This window comes from Cryobacterium sp. MP_M3 (genome assembly GCF_015752155.1).
Taxonomy (GTDB): Bacteria; Actinomycetota; Actinomycetes; order Actinomycetales; family Microbacteriaceae; genus Cryobacterium.
This window is the reverse complement of the sequence record NZ_JADOVI010000001.1, coordinates 656,125-680,065: the sequence shown is the minus strand read 5'-3', so window position 1 is coordinate 680,065 and position 23,941 is coordinate 656,125. Positions and strand designations below refer to the sequence as shown.

At 68.6% G+C, this 23,941-nt stretch carries 25 protein-coding genes, 1 tRNA gene and 1 pseudogene; 10 read left to right on the top strand and 17 right to left on the bottom strand.

All coding sequences use genetic code 11. The features are described 5' to 3' along the window. The 7 genes from IWX89_RS03150 to IWX89_RS03120 form a co-directional block, all read right to left on the bottom strand. A partial coding sequence (locus tag IWX89_RS03150; RefSeq protein ID WP_196902076.1) for a DUF222 domain-containing protein occupies window positions 1-1,245 on the bottom strand: 1,245 nt, incomplete at its 3' end. Between the two features lie 113 nt (window positions 1,246-1,358). Then, window positions 1,359-2,216, bottom strand: coding sequence for an HAD family hydrolase (locus IWX89_RS03145; protein ID WP_196902075.1), 858 nt, complete (start codon window positions 2,214-2,216; stop codon window positions 1,359-1,361). An 85-nt stretch (window positions 2,217-2,301) separates the two neighbouring features. Further along, a tRNA-Arg gene (locus IWX89_RS03140) sits at window positions 2,302-2,373 on the bottom strand. Between the two features lie 34 nt (window positions 2,374-2,407). Then, window positions 2,408-3,520: a CHAP domain-containing protein gene (locus IWX89_RS03135; protein ID WP_196902074.1), complete on the bottom strand. Its 1,113-nt coding sequence runs from the start codon at window positions 3,518-3,520 to the stop codon at window positions 2,408-2,410. Between the two features lie 106 nt (window positions 3,521-3,626). Next, window positions 3,627-4,124: an HNH endonuclease gene (locus IWX89_RS03130; RefSeq protein WP_134506876.1), complete on the bottom strand. Its 498-nt coding sequence runs from the start codon at window positions 4,122-4,124 to the stop codon at window positions 3,627-3,629. A gap of 342 nt (window positions 4,125-4,466) precedes the next feature. Further along, a complete protein-coding gene (locus IWX89_RS18945; RefSeq protein ID WP_307836377.1) occupies window positions 4,467-5,309 on the bottom strand; it encodes an NlpC/P60 family protein in 843 nt (280 codons plus the stop codon). Window positions 5,310-5,550: 241 nt separating this feature from the next. Continuing rightward, entirely contained in the window at window positions 5,551-6,258 is a 708-nt protein-coding gene (locus tag IWX89_RS03120; protein ID WP_196902073.1) for a metal-dependent transcriptional regulator, read from the bottom strand. A 74-nt stretch (window positions 6,259-6,332) separates the two neighbouring features. Here IWX89_RS03120 and serC point away from each other — a divergent pair, with 74 nt between their 5' ends. Continuing rightward, a complete protein-coding gene (gene serC, locus IWX89_RS03115; RefSeq protein WP_196902072.1) occupies window positions 6,333-7,451 on the top strand; it encodes a phosphoserine transaminase in 1,119 nt (372 codons plus the stop codon). Between the two features lie 6 nt (window positions 7,452-7,457). Beyond that, a pseudogene (locus IWX89_RS18940) lies at window positions 7,458-7,625 on the top strand (DUF2530 domain-containing protein); the annotation flags it as partial. Here the strand turns inward: IWX89_RS18940 and IWX89_RS18935 are convergent. Together IWX89_RS18935 and IWX89_RS03100 are read right to left on the bottom strand one after the other, a co-directional pair. Next, complete coding sequence (locus IWX89_RS18935) at window positions 7,557-8,219, bottom strand: DUF3027 domain-containing protein (protein WP_307836376.1); 663 nt, start codon at window positions 8,217-8,219, stop codon at window positions 7,557-7,559. The pseudogene IWX89_RS18940 and the gene IWX89_RS18935 overlap by 69 nt on opposite strands. Continuing rightward, window positions 8,212-8,592, bottom strand: coding sequence for a cold-shock protein (locus tag IWX89_RS03100; protein ID WP_134538787.1), 381 nt, complete (start codon window positions 8,590-8,592; stop codon window positions 8,212-8,214). The genes IWX89_RS18935 and IWX89_RS03100 overlap by 8 nt, the downstream gene beginning before the upstream one ends. Window positions 8,593-8,685: 93 nt before the next feature. Here IWX89_RS03100 and IWX89_RS03095 point away from each other — a divergent pair, with 93 nt between their 5' ends. From IWX89_RS03095 to IWX89_RS03085, 3 genes are read left to right on the top strand one after another with little or no spacing between them, the layout of a single operon-like run. Beyond that, complete coding sequence (locus tag IWX89_RS03095) at window positions 8,686-8,961, top strand: hypothetical protein (RefSeq protein ID WP_196902070.1); 276 nt, start codon at window positions 8,686-8,688, stop codon at window positions 8,959-8,961. 5 nt (window positions 8,962-8,966) lie between these two features. Next, a complete protein-coding gene (locus IWX89_RS03090; protein WP_196902069.1) occupies window positions 8,967-10,844 on the top strand; it encodes a helicase-associated domain-containing protein in 1,878 nt (625 codons plus the stop codon). A 44-nt stretch (window positions 10,845-10,888) separates the two neighbouring features. Continuing rightward, window positions 10,889-12,544, top strand: a complete 1,656-nt coding sequence (locus IWX89_RS03085) for a DNA repair helicase XPB (RefSeq protein WP_196902068.1) — start codon at window positions 10,889-10,891, stop codon at window positions 12,542-12,544. A 114-nt stretch (window positions 12,545-12,658) separates the two neighbouring features. Here the strand turns inward: IWX89_RS03085 and IWX89_RS03080 are convergent, their stop codons facing one another. The 3 genes from IWX89_RS03080 to IWX89_RS03070 are packed head-to-tail and all read right to left on the bottom strand — an operon-like array spanning window position 12,659 to window position 15,454. Beyond that, window positions 12,659-13,369 (bottom strand): pyrimidine reductase family protein, encoded by a 711-nt coding sequence (locus IWX89_RS03080; protein WP_196902067.1) that lies wholly within the window; start codon window positions 13,367-13,369, stop codon window positions 12,659-12,661. A 2-nt stretch (window positions 13,370-13,371) separates the two neighbouring features. Continuing rightward, the gene (gene folP / locus IWX89_RS03075) at window positions 13,372-14,280 is read right to left on the bottom strand and encodes a dihydropteroate synthase (RefSeq protein WP_196902066.1); all 909 of its coding nucleotides are present in this window, start codon (window positions 14,278-14,280) and stop codon (window positions 13,372-13,374) included. 1 nt (window position 14,281) lies between these two features. Beyond that, window positions 14,282-15,454 (bottom strand): NAD(P)/FAD-dependent oxidoreductase, encoded by a 1,173-nt coding sequence (locus tag IWX89_RS03070; protein ID WP_196902065.1) that lies wholly within the window; start codon window positions 15,452-15,454, stop codon window positions 14,282-14,284. A gap of 110 nt (window positions 15,455-15,564) precedes the next feature. Between IWX89_RS03070 and IWX89_RS03065 the strand changes: the two genes are divergently transcribed. The 3 genes from IWX89_RS03065 to IWX89_RS03055 all read left to right on the top strand — a co-directional run bounded on the left by IWX89_RS03065 (window position 15,565) and on the right by IWX89_RS03055 (window position 18,431). Continuing rightward, window positions 15,565-16,257, top strand: a complete 693-nt coding sequence (locus IWX89_RS03065) for a response regulator transcription factor (protein ID WP_123046624.1) — start codon at window positions 15,565-15,567, stop codon at window positions 16,255-16,257. 31 nt (window positions 16,258-16,288) lie between these two features. Continuing rightward, the gene (locus tag IWX89_RS03060; protein WP_196902064.1) at window positions 16,289-18,019 is read left to right on the top strand and encodes a cell wall metabolism sensor histidine kinase WalK; all 1,731 of its coding nucleotides are present in this window, start codon (window positions 16,289-16,291) and stop codon (window positions 18,017-18,019) included. 121 nt (window positions 18,020-18,140) lie between these two features. Continuing rightward, the gene (locus tag IWX89_RS03055; protein ID WP_196902063.1) at window positions 18,141-18,431 is read left to right on the top strand and encodes a WXG100 family type VII secretion target; all 291 of its coding nucleotides are present in this window, start codon (window positions 18,141-18,143) and stop codon (window positions 18,429-18,431) included. A 64-nt stretch (window positions 18,432-18,495) separates the two neighbouring features. Here IWX89_RS03055 and groL read toward each other — a convergent pair whose 3' ends face one another. From groL to IWX89_RS03030, 5 genes are all read right to left on the bottom strand, one after another. Then, window positions 18,496-20,115 carry a chaperonin GroEL gene (groL, locus tag IWX89_RS03050; protein WP_134506852.1) on the bottom strand — a complete coding sequence of 540 codons (1,620 nt, stop codon included), beginning with the start codon at window positions 20,113-20,115 and terminating at the stop codon, window positions 18,496-18,498. 118 nt (window positions 20,116-20,233) lie between these two features. Continuing rightward, window positions 20,234-21,235 carry a DUF3048 domain-containing protein gene (locus tag IWX89_RS03045; RefSeq protein WP_196902062.1) on the bottom strand — a complete coding sequence of 334 codons (1,002 nt, stop codon included), beginning with the start codon at window positions 21,233-21,235 and terminating at the stop codon, window positions 20,234-20,236. 139 nt (window positions 21,236-21,374) lie between these two features. Then, a complete protein-coding gene (locus IWX89_RS03040; RefSeq protein WP_134362230.1) occupies window positions 21,375-21,578 on the bottom strand; it encodes a cold-shock protein in 204 nt (67 codons plus the stop codon). Window positions 21,579-21,859: 281 nt separating this feature from the next. Continuing rightward, a complete protein-coding gene (locus IWX89_RS03035; RefSeq protein ID WP_196902061.1) occupies window positions 21,860-22,423 on the bottom strand; it encodes a LytR C-terminal domain-containing protein in 564 nt (187 codons plus the stop codon). 57 nt (window positions 22,424-22,480) lie between these two features. Next, window positions 22,481-22,780 (bottom strand): DUF3263 domain-containing protein, encoded by a 300-nt coding sequence (locus IWX89_RS03030; protein WP_196902060.1) that lies wholly within the window; start codon window positions 22,778-22,780, stop codon window positions 22,481-22,483. Between the two features lie 191 nt (window positions 22,781-22,971). Between IWX89_RS03030 and msrB the strand changes: the two genes are divergently transcribed. Next, window positions 22,972-23,373: a peptide-methionine (R)-S-oxide reductase MsrB gene (gene msrB, locus IWX89_RS03025; protein WP_134506844.1), complete on the top strand. Its 402-nt coding sequence runs from the start codon at window positions 22,972-22,974 to the stop codon at window positions 23,371-23,373. A gap of 3 nt (window positions 23,374-23,376) precedes the next feature. After that, the gene (locus tag IWX89_RS03020; protein WP_196902059.1) at window positions 23,377-23,925 is read left to right on the top strand and encodes a nitroreductase family protein; all 549 of its coding nucleotides are present in this window, start codon (window positions 23,377-23,379) and stop codon (window positions 23,923-23,925) included. Window positions 23,926-23,941: the final 16 nt, after the last annotated feature.

The following is a 23,941-nucleotide window of genomic DNA, read 5'->3' as shown; positions in this document are numbered from 1 at the left end:
CACGGTTTGGGAGCCGCCGGCGCAGAGGCGTTGCTTCACGGTGGTGAGGTTGATCGGGGCGGGGACTCCGTCGACCCAGCCGACGCCGGTGCCGGTCTGCAGGTCGGCGGCGTTCACGTGGACGAGCACGGTCGGGGCGGCGCCGCCCAGGGTGGGGGTGCCCGGGTCGCGGGCGGCGCGGTCGAGCACGGCGCGGAGGATGTCGGCGCGTTTCTCACCCCCGGTGCGGTCATCACCGGCACCGGCACCGGCAGCGCCGCCGAACGGTGCGGCGGTGTCTGCGGTGTCGGCGCCGGGGATCAGGGCTCCGGCGTCGATCCGGGCCTGTTCTTCCTGGGTGGGGAACGCGGGCGCGGCCCGGGCGGAGAGGTAGCTGTCGAAGAGCACGTTCATTATGCCGCGGAGTTCGGGGGTGACGCCGCCGCGGAGCGGGTAGAGGCCGTCTTTGAGCAGGCCGAAGCCGAGGGTGCTGCGGCTTTCGAGCACGGGCTCGGTCGGGGCCGTCCCGTCGGGATCGAGGCGGGCCTGCCACTGCAGCACGATCCCGCGGAGGATGTCCGGGCTGAACGCGAGGCCCTCGCCGGGCAGACCCCGGGTCTCGTTGGTCACCGCGCCGGTCGCGCACGCTACCAGGGCCCGCTCGGCGGTGTGCAGGTCGTCGGGGGCGACCCGGGCGCTGATCTGCTCCAGCCCGGTCACGATCACCTCCGCCGCCTCCAGCCCGAGCTCCCCCTGGGTGAGTGCGGCGGCCACCGCCGGGTAGAACGGCGGCAGGACACCGCCGACCCCGGTGCGGGCGGTGACGAGTCTGCCCAGCCGGGACCGGCGTTTGGCCTCCCGCACCGAGATCCGAGTCGCTCGCACGACCACTTCCAGACCGTCCCGGCACCCCAGCGCGGCCGGCAGCGCCGGCTGGGAACGGCCCGGCGCGATTCGCACCGCCCGACTGCCGACCTCCGCCGCGGCTGCCACCCTCGCCGCATCGATGCTCCGGCCCAGCCCCTCCACCACGGTGAGCACCACCACCGTGTCCAGATCACTCAACCCTGCCAACGGCACCGCCGCCAACGCGCCCGCCACCATCGCCTGCAGGCCGGCCAGCCGCTGCACCGGCGATACCTCCGCAGCATCCGCCCCACCGGCATCCGCCGCGGCACCCGTCGCAACGCCGCCCACACCACCGCCCGCGCCGGCATCCGCCTCGGTGAAGGCGTTGGTGGCACTGGGATCAGGGGTTCCTGCCATGACCCCAGAATACCATAATTCGAACATAGATGCGAGCATTTGTCACATTCAGCACTCAATTATGCGAATATAGAACCTCAGGCAGACGGAAGCGCCGCCCGCGCAGATCCCGGTCAGATCAGACCATGGCGGCGGAAGGCATTCCAGACGCCGTCATGAAGCACGGACGTGGTGACCTCGTCGGCGTGGGCCTTGACCTCATCGGTGGCGTTGCCCATCGCGATACCGACGCCGCACACCTGGAGCATTTCGACGTCGTTGGTGCTGTCTCCGACGCCGATCGCGGATGCCGCGTCGATGCCGAGCCGGTCGAGCAGTTGCAGGACCGTGCTGCCCTTGTTCACCCCGCCGAGGGTCACCTCGCCGCTGCCGCGCCCCATGTGCGGGATGGTGCCGGTGATGACATGGAAGTCTCCGCCGAGGGCCTCCGACACGCGATCGAACGCCATCAGGTCGCCGGCGAGGAACACCGACTTCGCGATCCCTGTGAAGCTGAGCGGTCGCACATCGGCGAACGCTCTCAAGGCGGGGTGTTCGTCGTGGTCGGCGACGGATTCGGAAACGGTCCGGGTCTGCCCCCTGCGCTCCCTGTCGTCGTCGAGGTAGGTGGCGAAACGCCCACGCACCCCGGGGCTCGGATACAGCTCGTCGAACGCCTGCAGGTAGAAGTCGTATCCCGATTCCTCATAGAAGCCGACCATGCGCGCCACCGCGTGCTTGGGCATCGTGCGGCTGATCACCAGTTCGTCGCCGACCTCCGCGAACCCGCCGCCGGCGCTGATGGCGCCGTCGAATCCGATGTCACGGATCGCGGGATAGATCTCGACGGATGCCCGCCCGGTGCACAGGTACACCAGATGGCCGTTCTCCCGGGCGGTGCGCACCGCCTCGATTGTCGACGGCGCGATCACCTCACCCGAGTCGATGAGGGTGCCGTCGACGTCGAGGAACGCGATGCGGGGGGAAACCATGGTGTGCTCCAGACGATGCCCCCGAGCACCCGGGTCAGACTGAATGGCGTTCCCGTGTCAAGCAATGCATAGAAGCAGGATTGTGTGCCCCTGGAGGGATTCGAACCCCCAACCGTTTCCTTAGGACGGAACTGCTCTTCCGTTGAGCTACAGAGGCTGGCTTTGAGAGTTTAGCTGGTTCCGGCTGCCGGTCAGTTCGGCGGGTACAGGAACAGTGCGACTTCGCTGGCCGCGACCGTGCGCGTGTGGTACGCATGGCTGCTCATCCAGTTGTACTCCTCGAGCACGACCGAGCCGTCTCCGGAGATCGACTGCACATAGGCGACGTGGTTGTAGTTGAACCAGGCCACCGCGCCGACGACGGGCGTCTTGCTGGTCGCCCAGCCGTGGTTCGACCAGGCGCTGGCCCAGCTGCTGGCGTTTCCGCCGCCCGGGGTGAGGGTGCTCCAGGTCCACTTGAACGGCGCACTGGTCGAGCCGGCGTCGCGGTTGAGGCGCCAGGCGACGAAGTCGACGCATTCGCGGTAATAGTAGCTGAGCGGGGAGAGCCCGCCGCCCTGGGATTCCGTGCCCCGGTCGAACCAGGGGTAGTCGTCGCCTTCGGCGCGCACGCCGTAGACGGCGAAGGATGCGGCGGTCGCCCGGGCGGCTTCGGCGGCCTTCTGCGCGGAAAGGGCGCGCTTCGCGTCCGCCTCTTTCTGGGCGAGTTCTTCCTTGCTCGTGGCGGTGAAGCCGTCCCGGGCCACGGTCACCGCGGAGGCGCCTGCCGCCACGGTGACGCCCTGGGCGCCGGCCTCGGCCAGCGAACGAGTGGAGGCCGCGCCGTGGTTCGCGCCGGCCCCGGGAGAGAAGGCATAGGCAGGGAGACCCGCGGTGAGGAACAGTCCGGGAATCGCCAGGAGGGTGACGGCAATCTTGAGGGGGCTCCGCCGGTTGGAGACCCGGGCTGGGCGAGGAGCGGGACGCGCGGCCGGGGCGGCGGACGCACTGACGCGGCGGCCGCCGTTCGACACGAGGGCCGCGACATCCGGCCGGGCGCCGGCGGCGGGGTTCACCGGCACGGTCCTCACGGACACGGTGTTCACTGACGCGGTGTTCACTGACGCGGTGTTCACCGACGCGGAGTCCACGCGCACGGACTCCACAGGCACGGACTCCACGGATCCGGAGCCCTCGGGCGCTGCAACCGGGGCCTCCGCCGGAGTCACCCCTGCCTCGCGCTGCGCGCGCAACTCGCGGCGCGACGGGAAGGCGTTCTGGTTCTCTGGAGGAACGGATGTGCCGGGTTCGCCGGAATGGGGCAAAATCTGGTCCTCTGCGTGGCCTGGTTCGGGTCAAAGCTCCCCCCACCCTATGGGAATCCGGGCGGGAAGTCACCCCCCTGCGTTACCTTTTCGTTACAATCGCTGGTCAGGCCGCAGGAGCGAGAAACTCATCCCATTGCGGCAGCGGCCGCTCGGCGCCCCGCACCACCCAGGTCGTGCCCAGCGGCATCCGCGGGTGGAAGAGCAGGTTCCAGCCCATCTCCCCCGGCGTCCGGTCGCTTTTGAGGTTGTTGCAGCGCAGGCAACACGCCACGAGATTGTCCCAGGTGTCCCGGCCGCCGCGCGACCTGGGCAGCACGTGGTCGATCGTGTTCGCGGTCTTGCCGCAGTAGCAGCAGCGGTGGTCGTCCCGGCGCAGCACGCCCCGCCGGCTGACCGGCACCGACCGCAGTCGCGGGATGCGCACATACCGGGTGAGCAGGATCACGCTCGGCCGGTCCCACGACCCGGATGACGCCCAGACCGGGTGGCCCTGGTCGGCCTGGACGATCGTGGCCTTCTGGTTCATGACCAGAATGAGGGCCCGTTTGAAGGAGACCACGGCGAGGGGCTCGTACCCCGCGTTGAGGACCAGTGTGCGCATGCGTTCCCTTTCGAAAAGGGCTGGACGGCTTCCAGCCATTCGAACTACGTCCCGATGCGGCGAGGGGGAAGCGAGCAGGCAAACAAAAAGGGCGCCGTCACAATGACAACGCCCTACTGGAAACAACGTGGCTGAGACACGCGCGACCGAGACATGCTTGACTGCTGCGCCTTGGCGCGAAGCGGCAGCGCACATCCATGGTGTGGATCGTGCGCCGCTCGCGCCTTGGCTCTTCCGAAAATTCGCAGAACATCAGAGCAACAGGTTAACCCAGATTCGGCAGCGCACGAAGCGCGCGGCGCAGATTCCGCCGGCTGTTACGAAACGTTCATATTCCGGGGATCAGATGCCGAGCCGGACGATGTAGTACGAGCTGGTCCAGAGCGGTTGCACACGCACGGCGGCGCCTTCATACGGTGCGTGCAGGATGTTCCCGTTGCCGGCATAGAAACCGTCGTGACCGTCCATGATCACAAGGTCGCCCGGCTGGGCATCGGCCAGGGCGATCCGGGTCCCGGCGGCCCCCTGGCCGACCGAGGAATGCGGGAGGCTGATCCCGAACTGGGCGTAGACGTACATCACGAAGCCCGAGCAGTCGAAGCCGGCCGGGGTGGCCCCGCCATAGACATACGGCACCCCCTGGTACTGCGACGCGACGCCGTAGACCGAGGCCAGGTCGAAACTCGGATGGGACGGATTCGCCAGGTACTCCGCCACGGACGGGCCGGAGTACGACGCCGCGTAGGACGTCATCTGCGCGGCGACCTCTACCCGGCGGGCTTCCGCGGCCTTCGCGGCGGCCGCGGCCGCCAGCTCCTCGGGCGTGGTCGCGGTGAAACCATCCCGGGCGACGCTCACGGTGGCCGCCTGATCGGCGACCTCGACGGTCTGCGCACCCGACCGGGTGAGCTCGGTGGACGCCGTGGCGCCGAAGTTCGCCTCCTTCGAGTCCGGGGCGAACGCATAGGCCGGGATGGCCATGGTCGCGACGAGCCCGCCGGCCAGGGTCATGAAGACCACATTGGCCAGGGCGCCTCGGCGACGGGACCGCTTCGGCGGGGCGGCGACGGGTCCGCGCCGGGGAGCGAGCCCCGTTCCGGTCCTCGCGAGGGCGCGGGACGCGCCGGCCGAGTCGTCTGTCGGGTTCGTTGCTCGAAAAATGGATCGTCTGCGTGAAGCGGCCACGGTGTGAACCTCCGGCGCCTTGGCAACACTAGGGAGTTGCCCCGTCCACTGCGCTGATCGCGGGTGGTGCCGCACCAGGAGACGGAGAAAGGCGTCCTGGTCCGGGTCCGTCGGCCGGTTGCCGGCCTGTTGACGCCACCGAGGCTACGTGACGTTCATCCGTTTGTCACCCGAAATTCACATTTTTCTAACAAATTGGTAACGAAGCCCCGCGCCGTTCGGGGCAGTCAGTCGCGGAAAATCACGCCGGGATGCGCGGCGTCGCGACGAAGATGTGACTGGCGACCTCGGTGGGGAGTTCGAGCCCGGCGCCGTATCCGTCGACCCGCACGAGCACGTAGGAACCGGCTGCGGAGAACACCCCGGTATTGCCCGGAAGCACCCCGGAGTTCTTCAGCTGGGCCAGAAGCTCGGGGTCGAATTGCACCGGTTCGCCGAGGCGGCGGATGACCGCGGTGACCGGCTCTTCGGAACTGGCGACCACGTCGACCAGGCTGGTCACTCCGGCCATGAACGCGACCGCGGGGGAATCGCCCAATTCGTCGAGGCCGGGGATGGGATTGCCGTATGGGGACTCGGTGGGATGGCCCAGGATCTCGAGGATCTTGCGCTCAACCTGCTCGCTCATCACATGCTCCCAGCGGCATGCTTCGTCGTGCACGAACTCCCATTCGAGCCCGATCACGTCGCTCAACAGGCGTTCGGCGAGGCGGTGCTTGCGCATCACATGCACGGCCTTGCGTCGACCGGGCAGTGTCAGCTCGAGGTGCCGGTCACCGGAGACGACGACGAGGCCGTCCCGTTCCATCCTCGCGACGGTCTGCGACACGGTCGGGCCCGAGTGGCCGAGCCGCTCCGAGATGCGCGCCCGGAGGGGAACGATGTTCTCTTCCTCGAGGTCCAGAATCGTCCGGAGATACATCTCGGTGGTGTCGATCAGATCAGTCATCCCCAGAGCCTCCCGGTCGGCCTCCATGCAAGTGACAACCTTACCGTCGCGGCACCGACAACTAGAATCGCCCTATGCAGAATCTGACTATTCCCTCTGAACTCTTGCCCCTCGACGGACGATTCGGCTGCGGCCCGTCCAAAATACGACAGGAACAACTCGACTACCTCTTAGCCGTCGGATCCACCGTCCTCGGCACGTCGCACCGCCAGGCCCCCGTTAAGAATCTGGTCGGCCGGGTGCGATCCGGACTCAGCGAGATGTTCCGGGCACCAGACGGCTATGAAGTCGTGCTCGGCAACGGCGGGTCGACCGCCTTCTGGGACGCAGCAGCTTTCTCCCTTATTTCGAAGCGAAGCCAGAACCTCGTCTTCGGCGAGTTCGGCGGCAAGTTCGCCAGCGCCGCGGCCGCCCCGTTCCTCGAGGCCCCCGATGTGATCAAGGCTCCGGCCGGCTCGCGCAGCGCAGCCGTCGCCACCGAAGGGGTCGACGTCTACGCCTGGCCCCAGAATGAGACCTCCACCGGCGTGATGGCACCCGTCACCCGGGTGAACGGCGATCTGGGCGCCCTGACCGTGATCGACGCCACCAGCGCGGCGGCCGGTATCGACTTCGAGGCCGACCAGGCGGATGCCTACTACTTCGCCCCGCAGAAGAACCTCGCCTCCGATGGCGGGCTGTGGATCGCCCTCTTCTCCCCGGCCGCGATCGAACGGGTCGAACGCATCGCCGCCAGCGGGCGGTACATCCCCGAGTTCCTCAGCCTGAAGAACGCGATCGACAACTCCCGCCTCAACCAGACCCTGAACACCCCGGCCGTGGCCACCCTGCTGCTGATCGAGAACCAACTCGACTGGATCAACGGGAATGGCGGCCTCGCCTGGGCGTCGGCGCGCACGAAGGAATCGTCCTCCGTTCTGTACGACTGGGCCGAGAGCGTCGACTACGCCACCCCGTTCGTGACCGATCCCGACCACCGTTCACAGGTTGTGGCCACGATCGACTTCGACGACCGGATCGACGCCGCGGCCGTGGCGAAGATCCTGCGGGCCAACGGAATCTCAGACACCGAGCCTTACCGCAAGCTCGGCCGCAACCAACTGCGGATGGCCACGTTCACGGCGATCGAACCGCACGACGTGCGCCAGCTCGTCAAGTCGATCGAGTACGTCGTGCAGAACCTCGGCAGCTAGGGCACCATGCGTCTCTGGTTGAAAGACAGCGAACGCCGGCCTGACCCGCTGCCCGCTCGCACGGACGCCCGGATGGCGATCCTGGCGGGCTCGGCCGGCTGGCTCCTAGCCCTCGTGCTCGCTGTCTTCTTCCAGGACGACCTTGCGGCGGCGGGACTTGGCTGGTGGACGGCGTGCGCCGCCATCGGCCTCTGCCTCGGGCTCGTCGGCCTCGGCTGGGTTCAGTACCGGCGCCGGTAGCGCCTCACCGAAGTCGATCCCGTCGAGCACGTCTTCGCCGCGGTCGTCGAAGTCGTCGTCGTCGAGGGCGAGCGGGTCTTCATCCGGCTCGTCGTCCTCGTCGTCGTCCGACTCGTCATCGTCGTCCGACTCGTCGTCGTCGGACTCGTCGTCCGACTCATCGTCGTCGTCCGTGTCGAGGGTCTCGGCCGCAGCGACCGCGGCGGCGAGCTCCTGCGCGGTGCGATAGTCGGCGAGGCGGTCCGACCACGGGATCCAGTCAGGGGCGACCAGCGCTTCATCACCGGGGGTGAGCTCGGTCTCCAGAACCGACGGCAGGGAATCCCCGTCGACCCGGGACAGGCTCACCGTCCACCGCCAGCCCGGGTACCCAGGCATGGTGCAGTCGAAGAGCAGCGTCAGCACATGCTCGCCCTCGACGACGTGCCCGACGAGCTCGCCGATCGTGTCGGCCGGGGTGATGTCGAGCAGGGCCTCGCGGGCCTGGTCGACGACCGCCAGGAGGGTCGGGTCCGCCTGATCAAGCATCGAGCTCCTCCGCGACCTTGCGCAGCATCGCGGCGATCTTGTGGCTGTGCGCGCTGTCGGGGTAGCGACCCCGGCGCAGGCTCGCACCGATGCCGTCGAGAACCTTCACGAGGTCCTCGATGATGATCGCCATGTCATCGGCCGGCTTGCGGCTGAGCTTCACCAGACTCGGCGGGGCCTCGATGATGCGCACGGAGAGCGCTTGGGCGCCCCTCTTGCCGTCGGCGATTCCGAACTCGAGCTTCGTCCCTGCCTTGACCGTGACTCCGGCGGGCAGTGCAGAAGCGTGGAGGAAGACCTCGTGGCCGTCATCGGAAGTGATGAAGCCGAAACCCTTCTCCTCGTCGTAGAACTTGACCTTGCCGGTGGGCATCTGGACCTCGCTGCATTCCGGGCGCGCGGAATGCGCGCCAACCGCACCCAGCCTATTCGGTCGGACCGGGAGATGCCCCGTATCCTTGGGAGTGTGACCAATCAAACTCCACACGCCGCCAGTCGGCTCGAACGCATCCTGGCTTACATGGTTGCGGGTGTGGTGGGTCTGTCGATCCTCGCCTTCCTCGCCGTGATCATCGGCACCGCCGCCGGAGCCGGAGCCGACAACGGTTTCGGCCAGGGAGTCTGGCCGGTCGTGCTGGCCCTGCCGCTCTTCGGCCTGCCGCTCGGGTTCCTTCTGATCATCGCCCTCATGGTAATGACCGCTCTTCGCCGCGCACACGAGGCACGACAGAACGGGGAGTAGCCGCCATGCTCACGCTCGCCTCACGCCTCCGGGCACTCGACGACGCAGCGTTGCGTCGCACACTCGAAATCCGGTCCGTCACGGCCACCGGCATCCGTGACTTCTTCGACCTCGCCGAGACCCTTCTCGAACCCGACGCCGTCCAGCGCACCCTCGCCCAGCTAGACCGGGCCACCCTCGCAGTGCTGGCCGTCGCCGGCGAACTCCTCGTCGAGACCGACCCCGACCAGGCGCCTCCCGCGCCCACCCTCGCCGAGCTGGCCGAGCGCTTGACCGAGTTGGCCGGCTCCACGGTTCCCGAAACGGATGTCGCGGCCCGGGCCGCCGTGCTGGATACCCTGATGCTGGGCCGCCTCTCCGACGACCGGTTCCGGCCGTACGACGCCGTGGCCGCCCAGTTGCTGGCCTGGCCGGCCCTCGGACTGCCGACCGCGACCGAACTGGCCGGGGCGCCCGCGCCCTCCGCCCTGGCCAGCGTGTCCGCCACCGACACCCGCTTCACCGACCGGCTGGCCGCCGAACGCGCGTTCGCCGCCGTGTCATCGATCGCCGAGCTCGTCACCGAGCTCGCCCGGGAACCGGCTCGGGAACTCAGCCGCGGCGGCCTCGGGCTGCCTGACACGAAGCGCCTGGCCGCCGTCATGGGCGTCGAGCTGGAGGCCGTGGCCTCCGTCGTCGCCACCGCGGCCCGCGCCGACCTGATCGCCCACTCCGACGGGTACTGGAACGAGACCGAGGCCGGCGAAGCCTGGCTCCTCGAGGGCACCGCGCGCCGCTGGGCTACGATCGCGCAGTCCTGGCATGCCGCTCTGCCGCCGGACGTCCGCGGCATCCTCGCCCGTCGTCCCGGCGTCTCCTGGGGCGAGGGCCTCCGTTTCTTCGTCGCCTGGCTGTACCCGGCCGGCGGCGAATGGATGGATGACCGGGTCACCGAGTTCGCCGACGACGCCGAACTCATCGGGATCACCGCCCATCAGACCACGAGCCCGGCCGGCGCCGCGGTGCTGGCCGGCGACCTCGACGCGGCGATCGCCACGATGACGGCCGCACTCCCGGCCGAGGTCGGAGCCGTGTACCTGCAGAACGACCTATCGATCGTCTCGCCCGGTCCGCTCGCACCGTCGATCGACGCCCGACTGCGCGGGCTCGCCGACGTCGAGAGCCGTGAACTCGCCCTCAGCTACCGCATCTCGGCGACCTCGGTCAACCGGGCCCTCGCCGCCGGCGAGAATGCGGATTCGCTGCTCGACTTCCTCCGCGCGGTGTCCCTGACCGGGATCCCCCAGCCGGTCGACTACCTGATCCGCGAGTCGGCGGCCCGGTACGGCCGGGTGCGGGTGGGCGCCACCGACCCGGCCGAGTCGCCGGCCCAGAGCTATGTGCAATCCGAGGATCCCGCCCTGCTCGGCACGATCGCCGTCGACCAGACCCTCGCCCCGCTCGGCCTCGTCCGCGTCGAAGAGGACCGGCTGACCAGCAGGTTCGGCAGCGACGTGGTGTTCTGGGCCCTCAGCGACGCCCGCTACCCGGTCGCCGCGGAGAACGCGGCGAACGAGATCGTGCACCTGCGCCGCCACCAGCTCGCCCGGGTGGTGCCGGTGGCCACCGTCGACCCCACGATCGCCCTGGTCGAGAAGCTGCGCGCCAGCGACGGCGGCGAGGGACAGGCGGCGGATGCCTGGCTCGCCCGGCAGCTCGACTCGGCGATCAAGGCCAAGCAGACCGTCGTCGTCAGCATTGCCATGCCCGGCGGCGTGGTCGTCGACTATCTGCTCGAGCCGGCCAGCGTGGGCGGCGGACGCTTCCGCGCACGGGACCGGCGGGCCGACATCGAACGCACCCTCCCCCTCTCGAGCATCATCAGCATCACGCCCGCCCCGTAAGCGGGTGGCCGTCGTTCCAGCACACGCGGGTAGGATTGACGGTTATGTCTAATGGCCCCCTGATCGTCCAAAGTGACCGCACCGTGTTGCTCGAAGTCGCGCACCCTCACGCCGAGGACGCCCGGCACGATCTGGCCGTGTTCGCCGAGCTGGAACGCGCGCCGGAACACATCCACACCTACCGGATCACCCGGCTCGGCCTGTGGAATGCGCGCGCCGCCGGACACGACGCCTCCGACATGCTCGCCACCCTCGAGAAGTACTCGAAGTTCGCCATCCCGCAGACCGTCAGCGTCGACATCACGGAGACCGTCGGCCGCTACGGACGCCTCGTCATCGAGCGGGATGCCGAGGGCCGGCTGATCCTGCAGAGCAACGACCAGGCGGTGCTCACCGAGGTCGCCGGCGCCAAGCGCATCTCACCCCTGTTGATCGGGCATCCGTCGCCCGACTCGTTCCTGGTCGAGCCGTGGGCCCGCGGGCAACTCAAGCAGGAGCTCGTGAAGCTGGGCTGGCCGGCCGAGGACCTCGCCGGGTACACGCCGGGCACCCCGCATCCGATCTCGCTGCTCGAAGACGGCTGGGCGCTCCGGGACTACCAGAACAAGGCCGTCGCCAGCTTCTTCGACGGCGGTTCCGGAGTGGTCGTGCTCCCCTGCGGCGCCGGCAAGACCCTCGTCGGGGCCGGGGCCATGGCCACCGCCAAGACGAACACGCTGATCCTGGTCACCAACACGGTTTCCGCCCGCCAGTGGCGCGACGAGCTGCTGAAGCGCACCACCCTCACCGCCGACGAGATCGGCGAGTACTCCGGCCAGGTCAAAGAGGTCAAGCCGGTCACCATCGCGACCTACCAGATCCTCACCGCCAAGCGGAAGGGCGAGTACGCCCACCTCGAGCTGCTCGACGCCATGGACTGGGGCCTGGTGATCTACGACGAGGTGCACCTGCTGCCGGCGCCCGTGTTCAAGCTCACCGCCGAGCTCCAGGCCCGTCGCCGACTCGGCCTGACCGCGACGCTCGTGCGCGAGGACGGCCGCGAGGGCGATGTGTTCAGCCTGATCGGGCCCAAGCGGTTCGACGCGCCGTGGAAGGAGATCGAGGCGCAGGGCTTCATCTCGCCGGCCTCCTGCTACGAGGTGCGGATCGACCTGCCGCAGTCCGAACGGCTGAGCTACGCAGCGGCGGCGGACGACGAGCGCTACCGGATGGCGGCGACGGCGCCGGCGAAGCTGGACGTCGTCAGGCGCCTGGTCGCCAAGCACCCGGGTGAGCGCATCCTCGTGATCGGCCAGTACCTCGACCAGATCGACGAACTCGCCGACGCCCTGAACGCCCCGAAACTGACCGGAGCCACGCCCGTCGACGAACGCGAACGCCTCTACCAGGCGTTCCGGGTGGGCGAGGAGAACCTGCTCGTGGTCTCGAAGGTCGCGAACTTCTCGGTCGACCTGCCGGAGGCCACCGTCGCCATCCAGGTGTCCGGGTCGTTCGGCTCACGCCAGGAGGAGGCCCAGCGCCTCGGCCGTCTGCTCCGCCCGAAGGAGTCCGGCCTCTCGGCGAACTTCTACACCCTCGTCGCCCGGGACACCGTCGACCAGGACTTCGCCCAGAACCGGCAGCGCTTCCTCGCGGAGCAGGGCTACAGCTACACGATCCTCGACTCGCAGAACCTGGACTCCCCCACCCTGGTCGCCTGACCTGAGCCCTCCCACCTCGCCGAACTGTGACTTCGGCCGGGTTTCAGGCCCCGAAAAGGGGCTGAACTCACAGTTCGGCGGGCAGTTCGGCGGGCAGTTCGGCGGGCACCGGGGTCAGGCCGGGCGGCGGCCGTAACGCAGGAAGAGCATGTCGCCGGCGGTGAGCACGTGCAGCAGTCCCATCGGACGGGTGGCTCCGGAGCCGCCGCGGGCGATCCGGCCGGCTGCGCCGCCCTCGAGCACCGGGCTGATCGTCAGGCAGAGTTCGTCGACGCAGTCCGCCGCGATCAGCGCGCCGAACAGGTGCGGGCCGCCCTCGCAGAGGATCTGGCTGAGCCCGCGGGCGGCGAGCGCCGCGACCATCACGGTCGGGTCGAGGTCCTCTTCCCCGCAGACCAGTACGTCGGCCACCTCGGCGAGTTCGGCCCGCCGCCCGGCCGGCGACGCGGCGTGCGTGACGACGATCGGGCGCACGGCCGCGTCACGGAAGAACGGATGCTCCGGCTCCAGCTCGAGCCGCGACGACACGACCGCCACCGGCACCTGGGGCGGAAGCCCGTGGCCGAGCCGCCAGGCGGCATCCGCCGGGCTGAGCCGGATGCCGCCGTACCCTTCGGCGCGCACGGTCCCGGCGCCCACGACGATCACGTCGGAGAGCAGCCGCAGGGTGTCGAAGACGAGCTTGTCATCCTCGTTGCCCAGCCCCCCGCTGAGCCCGTCGACGGTGGCGGCCCCGTCGAGGCTGGTGATGAAGTTCAGCCGCACCCGTGTCTCGGCGCGGTCGGCAACTCGGTAGCGCCGGATCAGTTCGGCCTGGTCCAGCATGCTCAGGCCCGGTTGTGACGCAGGTAGGCGGGCGGGCGGAAGCCCAGGATCGCCTCGGTCATCCGCACCGCGTCGACGGCGGCCGTCACATTGTGCATCCGCACGATCCGGGCGCCCTGGAGGATGCAGTAGACCGCGGCGGCGAGGGACCCCTCGACCCGGGACCCACGTTCGCGGTCGATGCTCTCCCCCACGAAGTCCTTGTTGGACACCGCGACCAGGGTCGGGTAACCGAGGGCGGTGATCTCCGCGAGCCGCCGGGTGAGCTCGAGCGAGTGGGACGTGTTCTTGTTCAGGTCGTGGCCCGGGTCGACGATGATCCGTTCGGCGGGGATCCCATGATCCAGGGCGAGCGCGACCCGTTCCCGCAGGAACTCGGAGACCTCGTCGACGACATCGACGCAGCTCGGCGCCGGGTGCGGCGTGCGCGGCGGGGCCAGGCTGTGGGTGATCACGAGGGTGGCGTCGCTGTCGGCGACGACGTCGGCCATCGCCGGGTCGTGGATGCCGGTGGTGTCGTTGATCACATGGGCGCCGGCCGCGATGCCGGCGGCCGCGACCTGCGGGTGGAAGGTGTCGATCGAGATGACGGCGCCGGAGCCGCGGAGGGCCTCGACGACGGGGACCACCCGGTCGATCTCCTCCTCGATCGGGATGGCCGGGCCGGGAGCGAACTTCGCGCCGCCGATGTCGATCCAGTCCGCGCCGTCCTCGATCGCCTGGCGGGCGGCGCTCACGGCGGCGTCCAGCGCAAAGGTGGCGCCCTTGTCGTAGAACGAGTCCGGTGTTCGGTTGATGATGGCCATCACGGCCACTTCGCGGGAGAAGTCGAACACCCTCCCGCCGATCAGGCGGCGGGGCTGGATCAGGTCGGGGAGCGCGACGAACGGTCGGGCGGGCGCGGTGTCCATGTCAATTCCCCTGGTCGGCTGCGGCGGCGAGGATTCCCTCGAGTGCAATGCTCTCATTCCCGAGCAGGTGCGGGTCGAATCGGAGCTCCGAACGGATGATGGCCTGCACGGTCTCGTTCACGTCCGGGACGTTCACGTTCATGCCGGCGACCACCCGGCCGTCCGCCAGCCAGAACGCGATGAAGGCCCGGCCGTCCCTGTCCCCGCGGAAGACGACGTCGGCCTTCCGCGCCAACCGGCCGTAGCCGGAGTATTCCATTCCCAGGTCGAACTGGTCCGTGTAGAAGTACGGGATGGCGTCGTAACTGACCGCCTGGTCGAGCATGGACCGTCCCGCCGCGGTCCCCGCATACTCGGCGTTGGCCCAGTGCTCGACCCGGAGATGGTGGCCGAGAACCGGGTGGAAGACGCTGGCGACGTCCCCGACCGCGTAGACGTCCGGGTCGATGGTGCGGAAGGCCGCGTCCACGACGATCCCGTCGTCGACGTGCAGCCCGGCGGTGCGGGCCAGGCCGTCGTCCGGCAGGGCCCCGATCCCGACGACGACGACATCCGCCGGCACCTCCTCCCCGCCGGCGAGAAGCAGCCCGGCGAAGACGGCGCCGACCTGATCGCCGAACACGGAGCCCAGCGGGATGCTTCCCCTGGCCAGCACGGTGACGGCGTTTCCAAACCCGCGGGCGGCGGCGGCCACCTCCAGGCCGATCCAGCCGGCCCCTGCGACGACGACCCGCCGGCCGCCGCCCTCCAGCTCGGCACGCAACCGCTCCGATTCGGTCACCGTGCGCAGGTGGTGCACGCCGGCCAGGCCTGCCCCAGGACCGGCGAAGCGCCGAGGCGAGGCCCCCGTGGCCAGGAGCAGCTTGTCGTAGTGCAGGGTGCGCCCGTCGGCCAGGCCCAGCCGATGGGTGTCCAGGGCGAGCCCGGTCGCCGGCTGCCCCAGCAGCACCTCGATCTTCTGGTCGGCGTACCACGCCGGCGGGTGCACGTCGATGGAGGCCCGGTCGACGGTCCCGGCCAGGTAGGCCTTGGACAGGGGCGGTCTCAGGTAGGGGAAGGCGTCCTCCCCGGCCACCAGGACGAGCCGACCATCGAATCCCTCGGCTCGCAGCGACTCGGCGGCGCGCGCCCCGGCGAGTCCGCCACCGGCGATCACGAAGGTCGACACGCTCACGACAGGCTCCCAACGCCGCCATCCCGTTGAATCTGCCACCAATCTACCCACGAAGCCGCCACGCCTCTAGCTCTCAGGAAACCACCAGCTAACGCGCAGATACTTGGGGCATGACCGATGGCCCCCGCATTCTTATTGTCGACGACGAGCCCAACATCCGGGATCTCCTCACCACCAGCCTGCGCTTCGCCGGTTTCGCCGTGCGCGCCGTCGGCAACGGGGCCCAGGCGATTTCCGCCGTGCTGGAGGAAGAGCCCGATCTCATCATCCTGGACGTGATGCTGCCGGACATGAACGGCTTCGGCGTGACCAAGCGCCTCCGTTCGGCCGGATACACGGCGCCCATCCTCTTCCTCACCGCCAAAGACGACACGGAAGACAAGATCACCGGGCTCACCGTCGGCGGCGACGACTACGTCACGAAGCCGTTCAGCCTCGACGAGATCGTCGCCCGGATCAAGGCGATCCTCCGTCGCACCATGCACGCGGACGAAGACGCGGTCATCCGGGCCGGCGAGCTCACCATGGACCAGGACACCCACGAGGTGCTCGTCGGCGACGTGCCGATCGAGCTCAGCCCGACCGAGTTCAAGCTGCTGCGCTACCTGATGCTGAACCCGAACCGGGTGCTGTCCAAGGCCCAGATCCTCGACCACGTCTGGGAATACGACTTCAACGGCGACGCCGGGATCGTCGAGTCCTACATCTCCTACCTGCGCCGCAAGGTCGACGCGCACTCGAGCGAGCCCCTCATCCAGACCAAGCGCGGCTTCGGTTACATGCTCAAGGCAGCCAAGGCGTAGTCCCAGACTCCGTCTCTACACTGGGGGTCTGATGCATCAGTCACTAATGGAGCGGTGGAGCCGCATTTCCCTCCGCTCCAAGATCACCGGCGTGACCGTGCTCATGCTGACTCTCGGGCTGCTCGTCTCCGGTGTCGGCACCATGGCCATGCTGCGGCAGTACGTGATCCAGCAGGTCGACGCGCAGCTGCAGGCGGATGCCCAGACCGCGTCCAACGGCTACTCCGCCAGCGCACTCGGCCAGGGCAACCCCGCGGTGGTCTCGTCCGACTATTTCGTCGCGCTCTACGACGAGCACGGCACCCTCAAGGACCACACCTGGAAGGACCGCCCGGCGCGAGAGCTCCCGGTGATCAGCTCCCCCCTCGACCTGCAGTCGGTCATCGAACTCGACGGCAAGACCCTGACCCTCAAGGATTCGGCGCGCGACACGGAGTACCTGGCCGTCGCGGTTCCCCTGGTCATCACTCCCCAGGGCACCCTGGGCACCCTCGTGATGGCGGTCTCGCTCAAGCAGACCGAGAACACGATGGCCACCTATCTCACCATCTTCCTGGGCTTCGGGCTCGGCGTGGTGCTCGTCGGCGCCCTGCTCACCCGCCTGCTGGTCACGACCACGTTCGCGCCCCTGCGCGAGGTGGAGCGCACCGCGGCGGCGATCGCGGACGGGGACTTCAGCCAACGACTCGGCGGGGCGACCCCGAACACCGAGGTCGGCCGCCTCAACCGTTCCCTGAACACCATGTTGAGCCGCATCGACCGGCTCTTCAAGGATCGGGCGCGAACGATCGACCAGATGCGCCGCTTCGTCGGGGACGCCAGCCATGAGCTGCGCACTCCCCTCGTTTCGGTGCGCGGCTACGCCGAGCTCTACCGGATGGGCGCCCTGCAGACACCCGAAGAGGTGGCCCAGGCGATGGAACGCATCGAGAAGGAAGCGATCCGGATGGGCGGCCTGGTCGAGGACCTCCTCGAACTTGCCCGCCTCGATGAGACCAAGCCGCTCGCCCTCGCCCCCGTCGACCTGATGCCGCTCGCCAGGGACGCCGCCCTCGACGCCATGGCGTCCTCCCCCGGCCGGAGCATCACCGTCGTCACCCCCACCCCCGCCGAGTTCGAGGACGCCGGAGACCGGCCGCAGATCGACCTGGCTCACTCCACGGGGGAGGTCGCGACGCCGACTCCCGTCCCCTCAGGCGCGGCGACCCCACCCAAACCGGAGGAACAGGCCGTCCACACCGGCTCCGTCTCCTTCGCCGGGGCCACCCTGGCCCGGCTGCGCACCCGCAAGCCGCGCAGGACGGATGCCGTCGCGCCTCTCGCGGCGGCAGCGCCACTGACCCCGCCCGGCAACGTGCAGGCGGTCATCATGGCCGAGGAGAACAAGATCCGTCAGGTGATCACCAACCTGATGGGCAACGCCCTGCGCTTCAGCCCGCCCGACAGCCCGGTCGAACTCGAAGTCTCCGTCGACCGCAGGAACCAGCGCGCCTCGGTGGCCATCGTCGACCATGGCGAGGGCATTCCGCCGCAGATCCGGGACAAGATCTTCCAGCGATTCTGGCGCGCGGACACCTCCCGGGCCCGCGAGACCGGCGGCAGCGGACTCGGCCTCGCCATCGTCGCCTCCATCGTCGCCAGCCACAACGGCACCGTGCAGGTCCTGGACACCCCGGGCGGAGGGGCCACCTTCCGGGTCTGGTTCCCGCTCGCCGGGTCGCCGAACGCGCCGCAACGGCTGCACGTGCCGTCCGCCTCGTAGCGCCCCGGCATCCCTCCCCCGGGGCGTCCCGCACGTTCCCTGCACGGCATGGGCGGCGGTCAGCGGCGCACCCGGCCGGTGAACATAGCCTGTTCGGTATCCCCCTGCCGAAAGGACAATCATGACCCGCTACCAGGTCGACAGCGAGGCCGTGCTGAGCACGACCGTCACGTCACGCGCGTCGATGGGACGCATCCAGTCCGAGGTCGCGGCGCTCATCGCTCTGCTCACCGCGTTGGAGGGAACGTGGTCCGGCCAGGCCGCGACGGCCTTCCAGGCGGCTGTGGCAGACTGGCGCGCCGCCCAGGAACAGCTCGCCCAGTGCGCGGAGGCGCTCGGCCAGGCCCTGAGCCAGGCCGGGCAGCAGTATGCGGAGATCGAGCAGGCGAACGTGCGGCTCTTCTCCCGGTGAGCGGCCGGGCAGACGAAAGCAGGGCGCCCCCGAAGGAGACGCCCTGCCGTGAATCGGTTCGGACTTAGAAGTCCATGCCACCCGACGGGTCGCCGACCGGCGCGGAGTTCTTCTCCGGCTTGTCGGCCACGACGGCCTCGGTGGTGAGGAACAGTCCGGCGATCGACGATGCGTTCAGCAGCGCGGAACGCGTGACCTTCACCGGGTCATTGATTCCGGCGGCGAGCATGTCGACGTACTCACCGGTTGCGGCGTTGAGGCCCCAGCCGATCGGCAGGTTGCGCACCTTGTCGGCGACAACGCCCGGCTCCATGCCGGCGTTGAGCGCGATCTGCTTGAGCGGAGCGTCGATGGCCACGCGCACGATGTTCGCGCCCGTTGCCTCATCGCCGGTCAGTTCCAGCTTCTCGAACGCGGTCTTGCCGGCCTGGATCAGCGCAACGCCACCACCGGCGACGATGCCCTCTTCGACGGCAGCCTTCGCGTTGCGGACGGCGTCCTCGATGCGGTGCTTGCGCTCCTTGAGCTCAACCTCCGTCGCCGCACCGGCCTTGATGACGGCAACGCCGCCGGCGAGCTTGGCGAGACGCTCCTGGAGCTTCTCACGGTCGTAGTCGCTGTCGGTGTTCTCGATCTCGCTGCGGATCTGCTGCACGCGTCCGGCGATGGCCTCGGGGTCTCCGGCGCCTTCGACGATGGTGGTCTCGTCCTTGGTGATGACGATCTTGCGCGCGTTGCCGAGCAGGTCGAGGGTGACGTTCTCAAGCTTGAGTCCGACCTCCTCGGAGATGACCTGGCCACCGGTGAGGATGGCGATGTCCTGCAGCTGCGCCTTGCGACGGTCGCCGAAGCCCGGAGCCTTGACGGCGACGGACTTGAAGATTCCTCGGATCTTGTTCACAACGAGCGTGGCCAGGGCCTCGCCGTCGACGTCCTCGGCAATGATGAGGAGCTGCTTGCCGGTCTGGATGACCTTGTCCACGATGGGAAGCAGGTCCTTGATGTTCGAGACCTTGGAGTTGACGATCAGGATGTACGGGTCTTCGAAGACCGCTTCCTGACGGTCGGGGTCGGTCACGAAGTACGCGGACAGGAAGCCCTTGTCGAAACGCATGCCCTCGGTGAGCTCGAGCTCGGTGCCAAGGGTGTTCGACTCCTCAACGGTGACGACGCCTTCCTTGCCGACCTTGTCGATGGCCTCGGCGATGATCGCGCCGATCTCGGCGTCACCGGCGGAGATCGATGCGGTGGCCGCGATCTCTTCCTTGGTCTCGACCTCTTTGGCGTTGGCGATCAGCTCGGCGATGACGGCAGCCGTCGCCTTCTCGATGCCGCGCTTGAGGCTGATCGGGTCTGCGCCGGCTGCGACGTTGCGCAGGCCTTCGCGGACGAGGGCCTGGGCCAGGACCGTGGCGGTGGTGGTGCCGTCGCCCGCGACGTCATCGGTCTTCTTGGCGACCTCTTTGACGAGTTCGGCACCGATCTTCTCGTACGGGTCGTCGAGTTCGATTTCCTTGGCGATGGAGACGCCGTCGTTGGTGATCGTGGGGGCGCCCCACTTCTTCTCCAGCACGACGTTGCGTCCACGCGGGCCGAGGGTGACCTTGACGGTGTCAGCGAGGATGTTCAGGCCACGCTCAAGGCCGCGACGGGCCTCTTCGTTGAAAGCGATGATCTTTGCCATATGTGTTTCTCGTCCCTCCCGGACGTTACCAAAACGATGATGGGTTGGCACTCAAACAGAGAGAGTGCCAAATCGATTCTGGCACTCTGGGGTCGAGAGTGCAAGTGAACGGCGGGGGCTACGGCACCAGGGCGACCGAGCCGCGATCCACCGGGACCAGCTCGATCCAGGTGTTGCCCGGGGCGAGGCGGATCACGACCCCGTTGTCGTCGGTCAGGCGGATCGGTGCGGCCTGCGCCGCCTTGGTCCAGAGCGCGTGCAGGGTCTTGCCGCCGGTGGACACCCAGGCCTCTCCCGAGCCGATCATCGTGGTCTTGGGAACGTTGAGGTAGGTGTCGTCGATGGCCACGCGGAGGGCGATCACGTTCGTCGACCGAAGCTGTGCGCCGCCCGCGTCGAGGTCGGGCGCTCCCTCCTGTTTGCGCAGGTAGGAGGTCGACGCGGCATCCCAGGTCCAGTCGGGCCAGCGCGAATCGGAGAACCTCGAGCTGATCGTGGTCACCGGGGTGCCGTCGACCGCAGCGGATGACTCCGGGACCGTCGCCGCATAGGCGAACTGCCGGGGTGGTGCCGAAACGGTGTCATTCCGCTCGACCAGCGCCTTCGCCTGCAGGACGACGTTGTGCGGGGCCTCCCGTTTGTCCGTGCGGGAGAACAATCCGGTCTCATCGGAATCGAAGGCCGCGTTGACCACGGACGTTGCGGTCATCATGTCGATGAATTGCTGCTGACCGCCCGAGTAGGCCACGATCCCGCCCAGCGGCGCGATGATATCCGGATCCATCGGCCGGATCGACCTGATCGGTCCGACCACGTCGGGGATGTCGGAGTGCCAGACGGCGACGTAGCGGGTCAGTCCGCCCTCGACGAGTTCCTCGAAGACGAGGTCGGTGCGCTCGAGCCCGAACTGTGGCCTCGCCGCCTCATGGTCGTCGATCTTCGCGGCCAGGGACGGATGCGCCAGGCTGCCGGTCGGCACGCTGGTGCCGCGCAGCGGCGCCGTCTCGGTCGCGGGCGGCGCGGTATAGGTCGACTCCGCCTGGCCGGCCGGCGCACTCGCGGTGGGCGCCGGCCGGTCAGCGGTGCATGCCGAGAGCAGGAGCACACAGGGAAGAAGCACGGCACCGATGATCCGGGCCGTGCTTCTCCGTGTGTCTGATGTTCTCAACGCGCTCACGTCCCACACACTAACGCCACGCGGTCAACCCGCCTGCGCGCGTGGGGGCGTGCCCTGAGATCCGATGCGCCTGGTCTGAGAATCAGACCGGGCGAACCGATTCAGCTTGTGGCCCCTTTGCCCCGGTCCCCAGCTCGAAGATGACGTGCTGGCCCTCTTCGAGAACTTTGTAGCCGTGCATGTCGATGGCGGAGTAGTGGACGAACACGTCCTGTCCACCCCCATCGACCGTGATGAAGCCGAAGCCCTTTTCAGCGTTGAACCATTTGACGGTTCCGTTCGCCATGTCTTACTCCCTGTTGCAGTAGTTCCTTCAGCACTCGCCTTGTGGCCGTACCGGGCCTGGCGCAGTGACTACGTCCATCATTTCCGAGCAGTGGAATACGCCCCCTGGGGAGCGCCTGTGCGAATAAATGTGCGACCAATTTCAGATATTACTGAAGCCTCCGGCGAACGAAAGGGGGTTGACGACGAGCATGCCGACGTATATACGACCAGTGGAAAGTGGAGTCTCGCCTGCACTTTCAGCGGCTGCGGCTGCGGCTGCGGCTGCGGCCGGGCGGGCGGTCAGCCTGCCGGGACGTAGTCGTTGCCGACCACGACGGTGAGGTCGGCACCGGACTCGGCGAAGTCAGTGGCGAGCAGCACGTCCGCGCCGGGGAGAGACGCTGCAACACCGCGGGCCGCGCCCTCCAGTTTCGCGTCGGCGTAGTAGACGATCGTCTTGGGCACGTCTTCGGTGCTGGCGTTGCTCAGCGCTCCGACGGTCCACCCGGCGGCCGTGAGCACGTCGCCCACGTCGGCGGCGACGCCGGCGCCGGCGGTGCCGTTGAGCACCGTGACCGAGAGACCGGGGTCGACGGTGGCCACGGCCGTGGGGACCGTCGTCGGCGTCGCGGCCGGCGCTGAGGCGCTGGAGGAGGCGGATGTTCCGGGCAGGTCGAAGCTGAGGCGGTTGTTCAATGCGGCCAGCACGGCCACCCCGATTCCGATGAGCACGACGGTGGCGGCGAGCGCCCACCAGAACGCGACCCAGCCGCGGCCCTTCTTCGGCGGGGCGCGGTGCGCTCCGACCCGTTCCGTGGAGTGCGGGAGGTGGTCGAATCGGTCTTTGGGGTGCGAGGTCGTCATCGTGGGACTGATTCGTTCCTTTTTCGGCTGTGCATTGGCTGGTCGAGCGGAAGTGCGTTAATCGGAGGGGCGGAGCGAGCGGCCGTCCCTGGCCTGCGCCCGGGCGTCCCGCATCCGGTGCAGGCGCTTCACCAGCATCGGATCGTGGGCCAGGGCAGCCGGGGAATCGATCAGGACGGCCAGAAGCTGATAGTACCGGGCGGCCGAAAGGTCGAACTGGGCGCGGATGGCTTGCTCTTTCGCTCCGGCGTGCCTCCACCATCTGCGTTCGAAGGCGAGGACGGCCGCATCCCTCTCGGTCAGGCCGGCGGGAGGCTGGGCGAGTCCGGCCGTGTTCGCTGCCTGCGTTCCGTCCATCTGCCACCACCTCCTTGCCTGTCATCCTATTTGTCAGGGTCTGGATACTCGCTGGACCACCCCGGCAGGGTGAAATGGGATGTGAATCCGCTGTACGGTCTCTCGGGCCGGAATACCGACCGGGCCGGCCGAGTTTAGGGTTGGGGAGAATAGAAGTCGGCCGCACCCCGGTCGAGACGGAAGGACGCACGATGGACTACGAAGTCAAGAAGTCAGACGCCGAGTGGCGCGAAGAACTCAGCCCCGAGAAGTACGCCGTCCTGCGTGGAGCCGCGACCGAGCGCGCCTGGACCGGAGAACTGCTCGATGAGGCCCGCTCCGGTGTATACACCTGTGGTGCCTGCAACGCCGAGCTCTTCAAGAGCGGAACCAAGTTCGACTCCGGCTGCGGCTGGCCGAGCTTCTACGAGTCGGTGCGACCGGAGGCGGTCCAGCTGATCGAGGACCGCTCGCTCGGCGTCGTGCGCACAGAGGTCCGGTGCGCGAATTGCGGTTCGCACCTGGGCCACGTCTTCGACGATGGATTCGGCACCCCCACCGGGGACCGGTACTGCATGAACTCCATCTCGCTGAACTTCACTCCGGTCGAGTAGCCGGTGCCCGTGGTCCTCGACGCGGTCGGCCGTCGCCGTTCCCATTCCAGGGTGACGTCCGCGGCGCCCACCCGCGAAGAGCTCCTGCCTCTCGTCGCGGCGGCGGCCAGGGTCGCCGATCATGGTGCGCTGCGCCCGTGGCGCCTGATCGAGGTCCGGGGAGACGCCCGTCGCCGGCTGGGTGAGGCGATGGTGACGGCGGCCGGTGTCACCGGCGCTGACGCCGTCAAGCTGGCCGGGAAACCGCTCCGCGCGGAGCTGCTCATCGCCGTGGTCGCCAGCCGTCACGACAACGCCAAGGTCGCCGGCTGGGAGCAGGATGCCGTGGCCGCCGGCGTCGGGCATGCGCTGAGCCTCCTCCTCGCCGAAGCCGGCTGGGGCGTGATGTGGCGTACCGGACCGTTGGCGAGGACCCGCCCCGTCCATGATCTGCACCGCCTCACCGAATCGGAGGATCTCCTCGGCTGGCTCTACGTCGGCGGGGTGCCCGAAGGTGCCAAGCCCGGCGTGCGACAGGCCGTCGACCCGGCGGAGTACCTGAGCGTGCTGTAGCGGCCGAGGCCACTCT

Excerpts from the sequence above, each read along its gene's own strand:
- IWX89_RS03145 (WP_196902075.1), bottom strand. The coding sequence starts at position 2,216 with ATGGTTTCCCCCCGCATCGCGTTCCTCGACGTCGACGGCACCCTCATC.
- IWX89_RS03130 (WP_134506876.1), bottom strand. The coding sequence starts at position 4,124 with ATGCGCACACTGGTCCTCAACGCGGGGTACGAGCCCCTCGCCGTGGTC.
- IWX89_RS03120 (WP_196902073.1), bottom strand. The coding sequence starts at position 6,258 with ATGACTGATCTGATCGACACCACCGAGATGTATCTCCGGACGATTCTG.
- serC (WP_196902072.1), top strand. The coding sequence starts at position 6,333 with ATGCAGAATCTGACTATTCCCTCTGAACTCTTGCCCCTCGACGGACGA.
- IWX89_RS18935 (WP_307836376.1), bottom strand. The coding sequence starts at position 8,219 with ATGCTTGATCAGGCGGACCCGACCCTCCTGGCGGTCGTCGACCAGGCC.
- IWX89_RS03100 (WP_134538787.1), bottom strand. The coding sequence starts at position 8,592 with ATGCCCACCGGCAAGGTCAAGTTCTACGACGAGGAGAAGGGTTTCGGC.
- IWX89_RS03090 (WP_196902069.1), top strand. The coding sequence starts at position 8,967 with ATGCTCACGCTCGCCTCACGCCTCCGGGCACTCGACGACGCAGCGTTG.
- IWX89_RS03085 (WP_196902068.1), top strand. The coding sequence starts at position 10,889 with ATGTCTAATGGCCCCCTGATCGTCCAAAGTGACCGCACCGTGTTGCTC.
- IWX89_RS03080 (WP_196902067.1), bottom strand. The coding sequence starts at position 13,369 with ATGCTGGACCAGGCCGAACTGATCCGGCGCTACCGAGTTGCCGACCGC.
- folP (WP_196902066.1), bottom strand. The coding sequence starts at position 14,280 with ATGGACACCGCGCCCGCCCGACCGTTCGTCGCGCTCCCCGACCTGATC.
- IWX89_RS03065 (WP_123046624.1), top strand. The coding sequence starts at position 15,565 with ATGACCGATGGCCCCCGCATTCTTATTGTCGACGACGAGCCCAACATC.
- IWX89_RS03060 (WP_196902064.1), top strand. The coding sequence starts at position 16,289 with ATGCATCAGTCACTAATGGAGCGGTGGAGCCGCATTTCCCTCCGCTCC.
- IWX89_RS03055 (WP_196902063.1), top strand. The coding sequence starts at position 18,141 with ATGACCCGCTACCAGGTCGACAGCGAGGCCGTGCTGAGCACGACCGTC.
- groL (WP_134506852.1), bottom strand. The coding sequence starts at position 20,115 with ATGGCAAAGATCATCGCTTTCAACGAAGAGGCCCGTCGCGGCCTTGAG.
- IWX89_RS03040 (WP_134362230.1), bottom strand. The coding sequence starts at position 21,578 with ATGGCGAACGGAACCGTCAAATGGTTCAACGCTGAAAAGGGCTTCGGC.
- IWX89_RS03035 (WP_196902061.1), bottom strand. The coding sequence starts at position 22,423 with ATGACGACCTCGCACCCCAAAGACCGATTCGACCACCTCCCGCACTCC.
- IWX89_RS03030 (WP_196902060.1), bottom strand. The coding sequence starts at position 22,780 with ATGGACGGAACGCAGGCAGCGAACACGGCCGGACTCGCCCAGCCTCCC.
- msrB (WP_134506844.1), top strand. The coding sequence starts at position 22,972 with ATGGACTACGAAGTCAAGAAGTCAGACGCCGAGTGGCGCGAAGAACTC.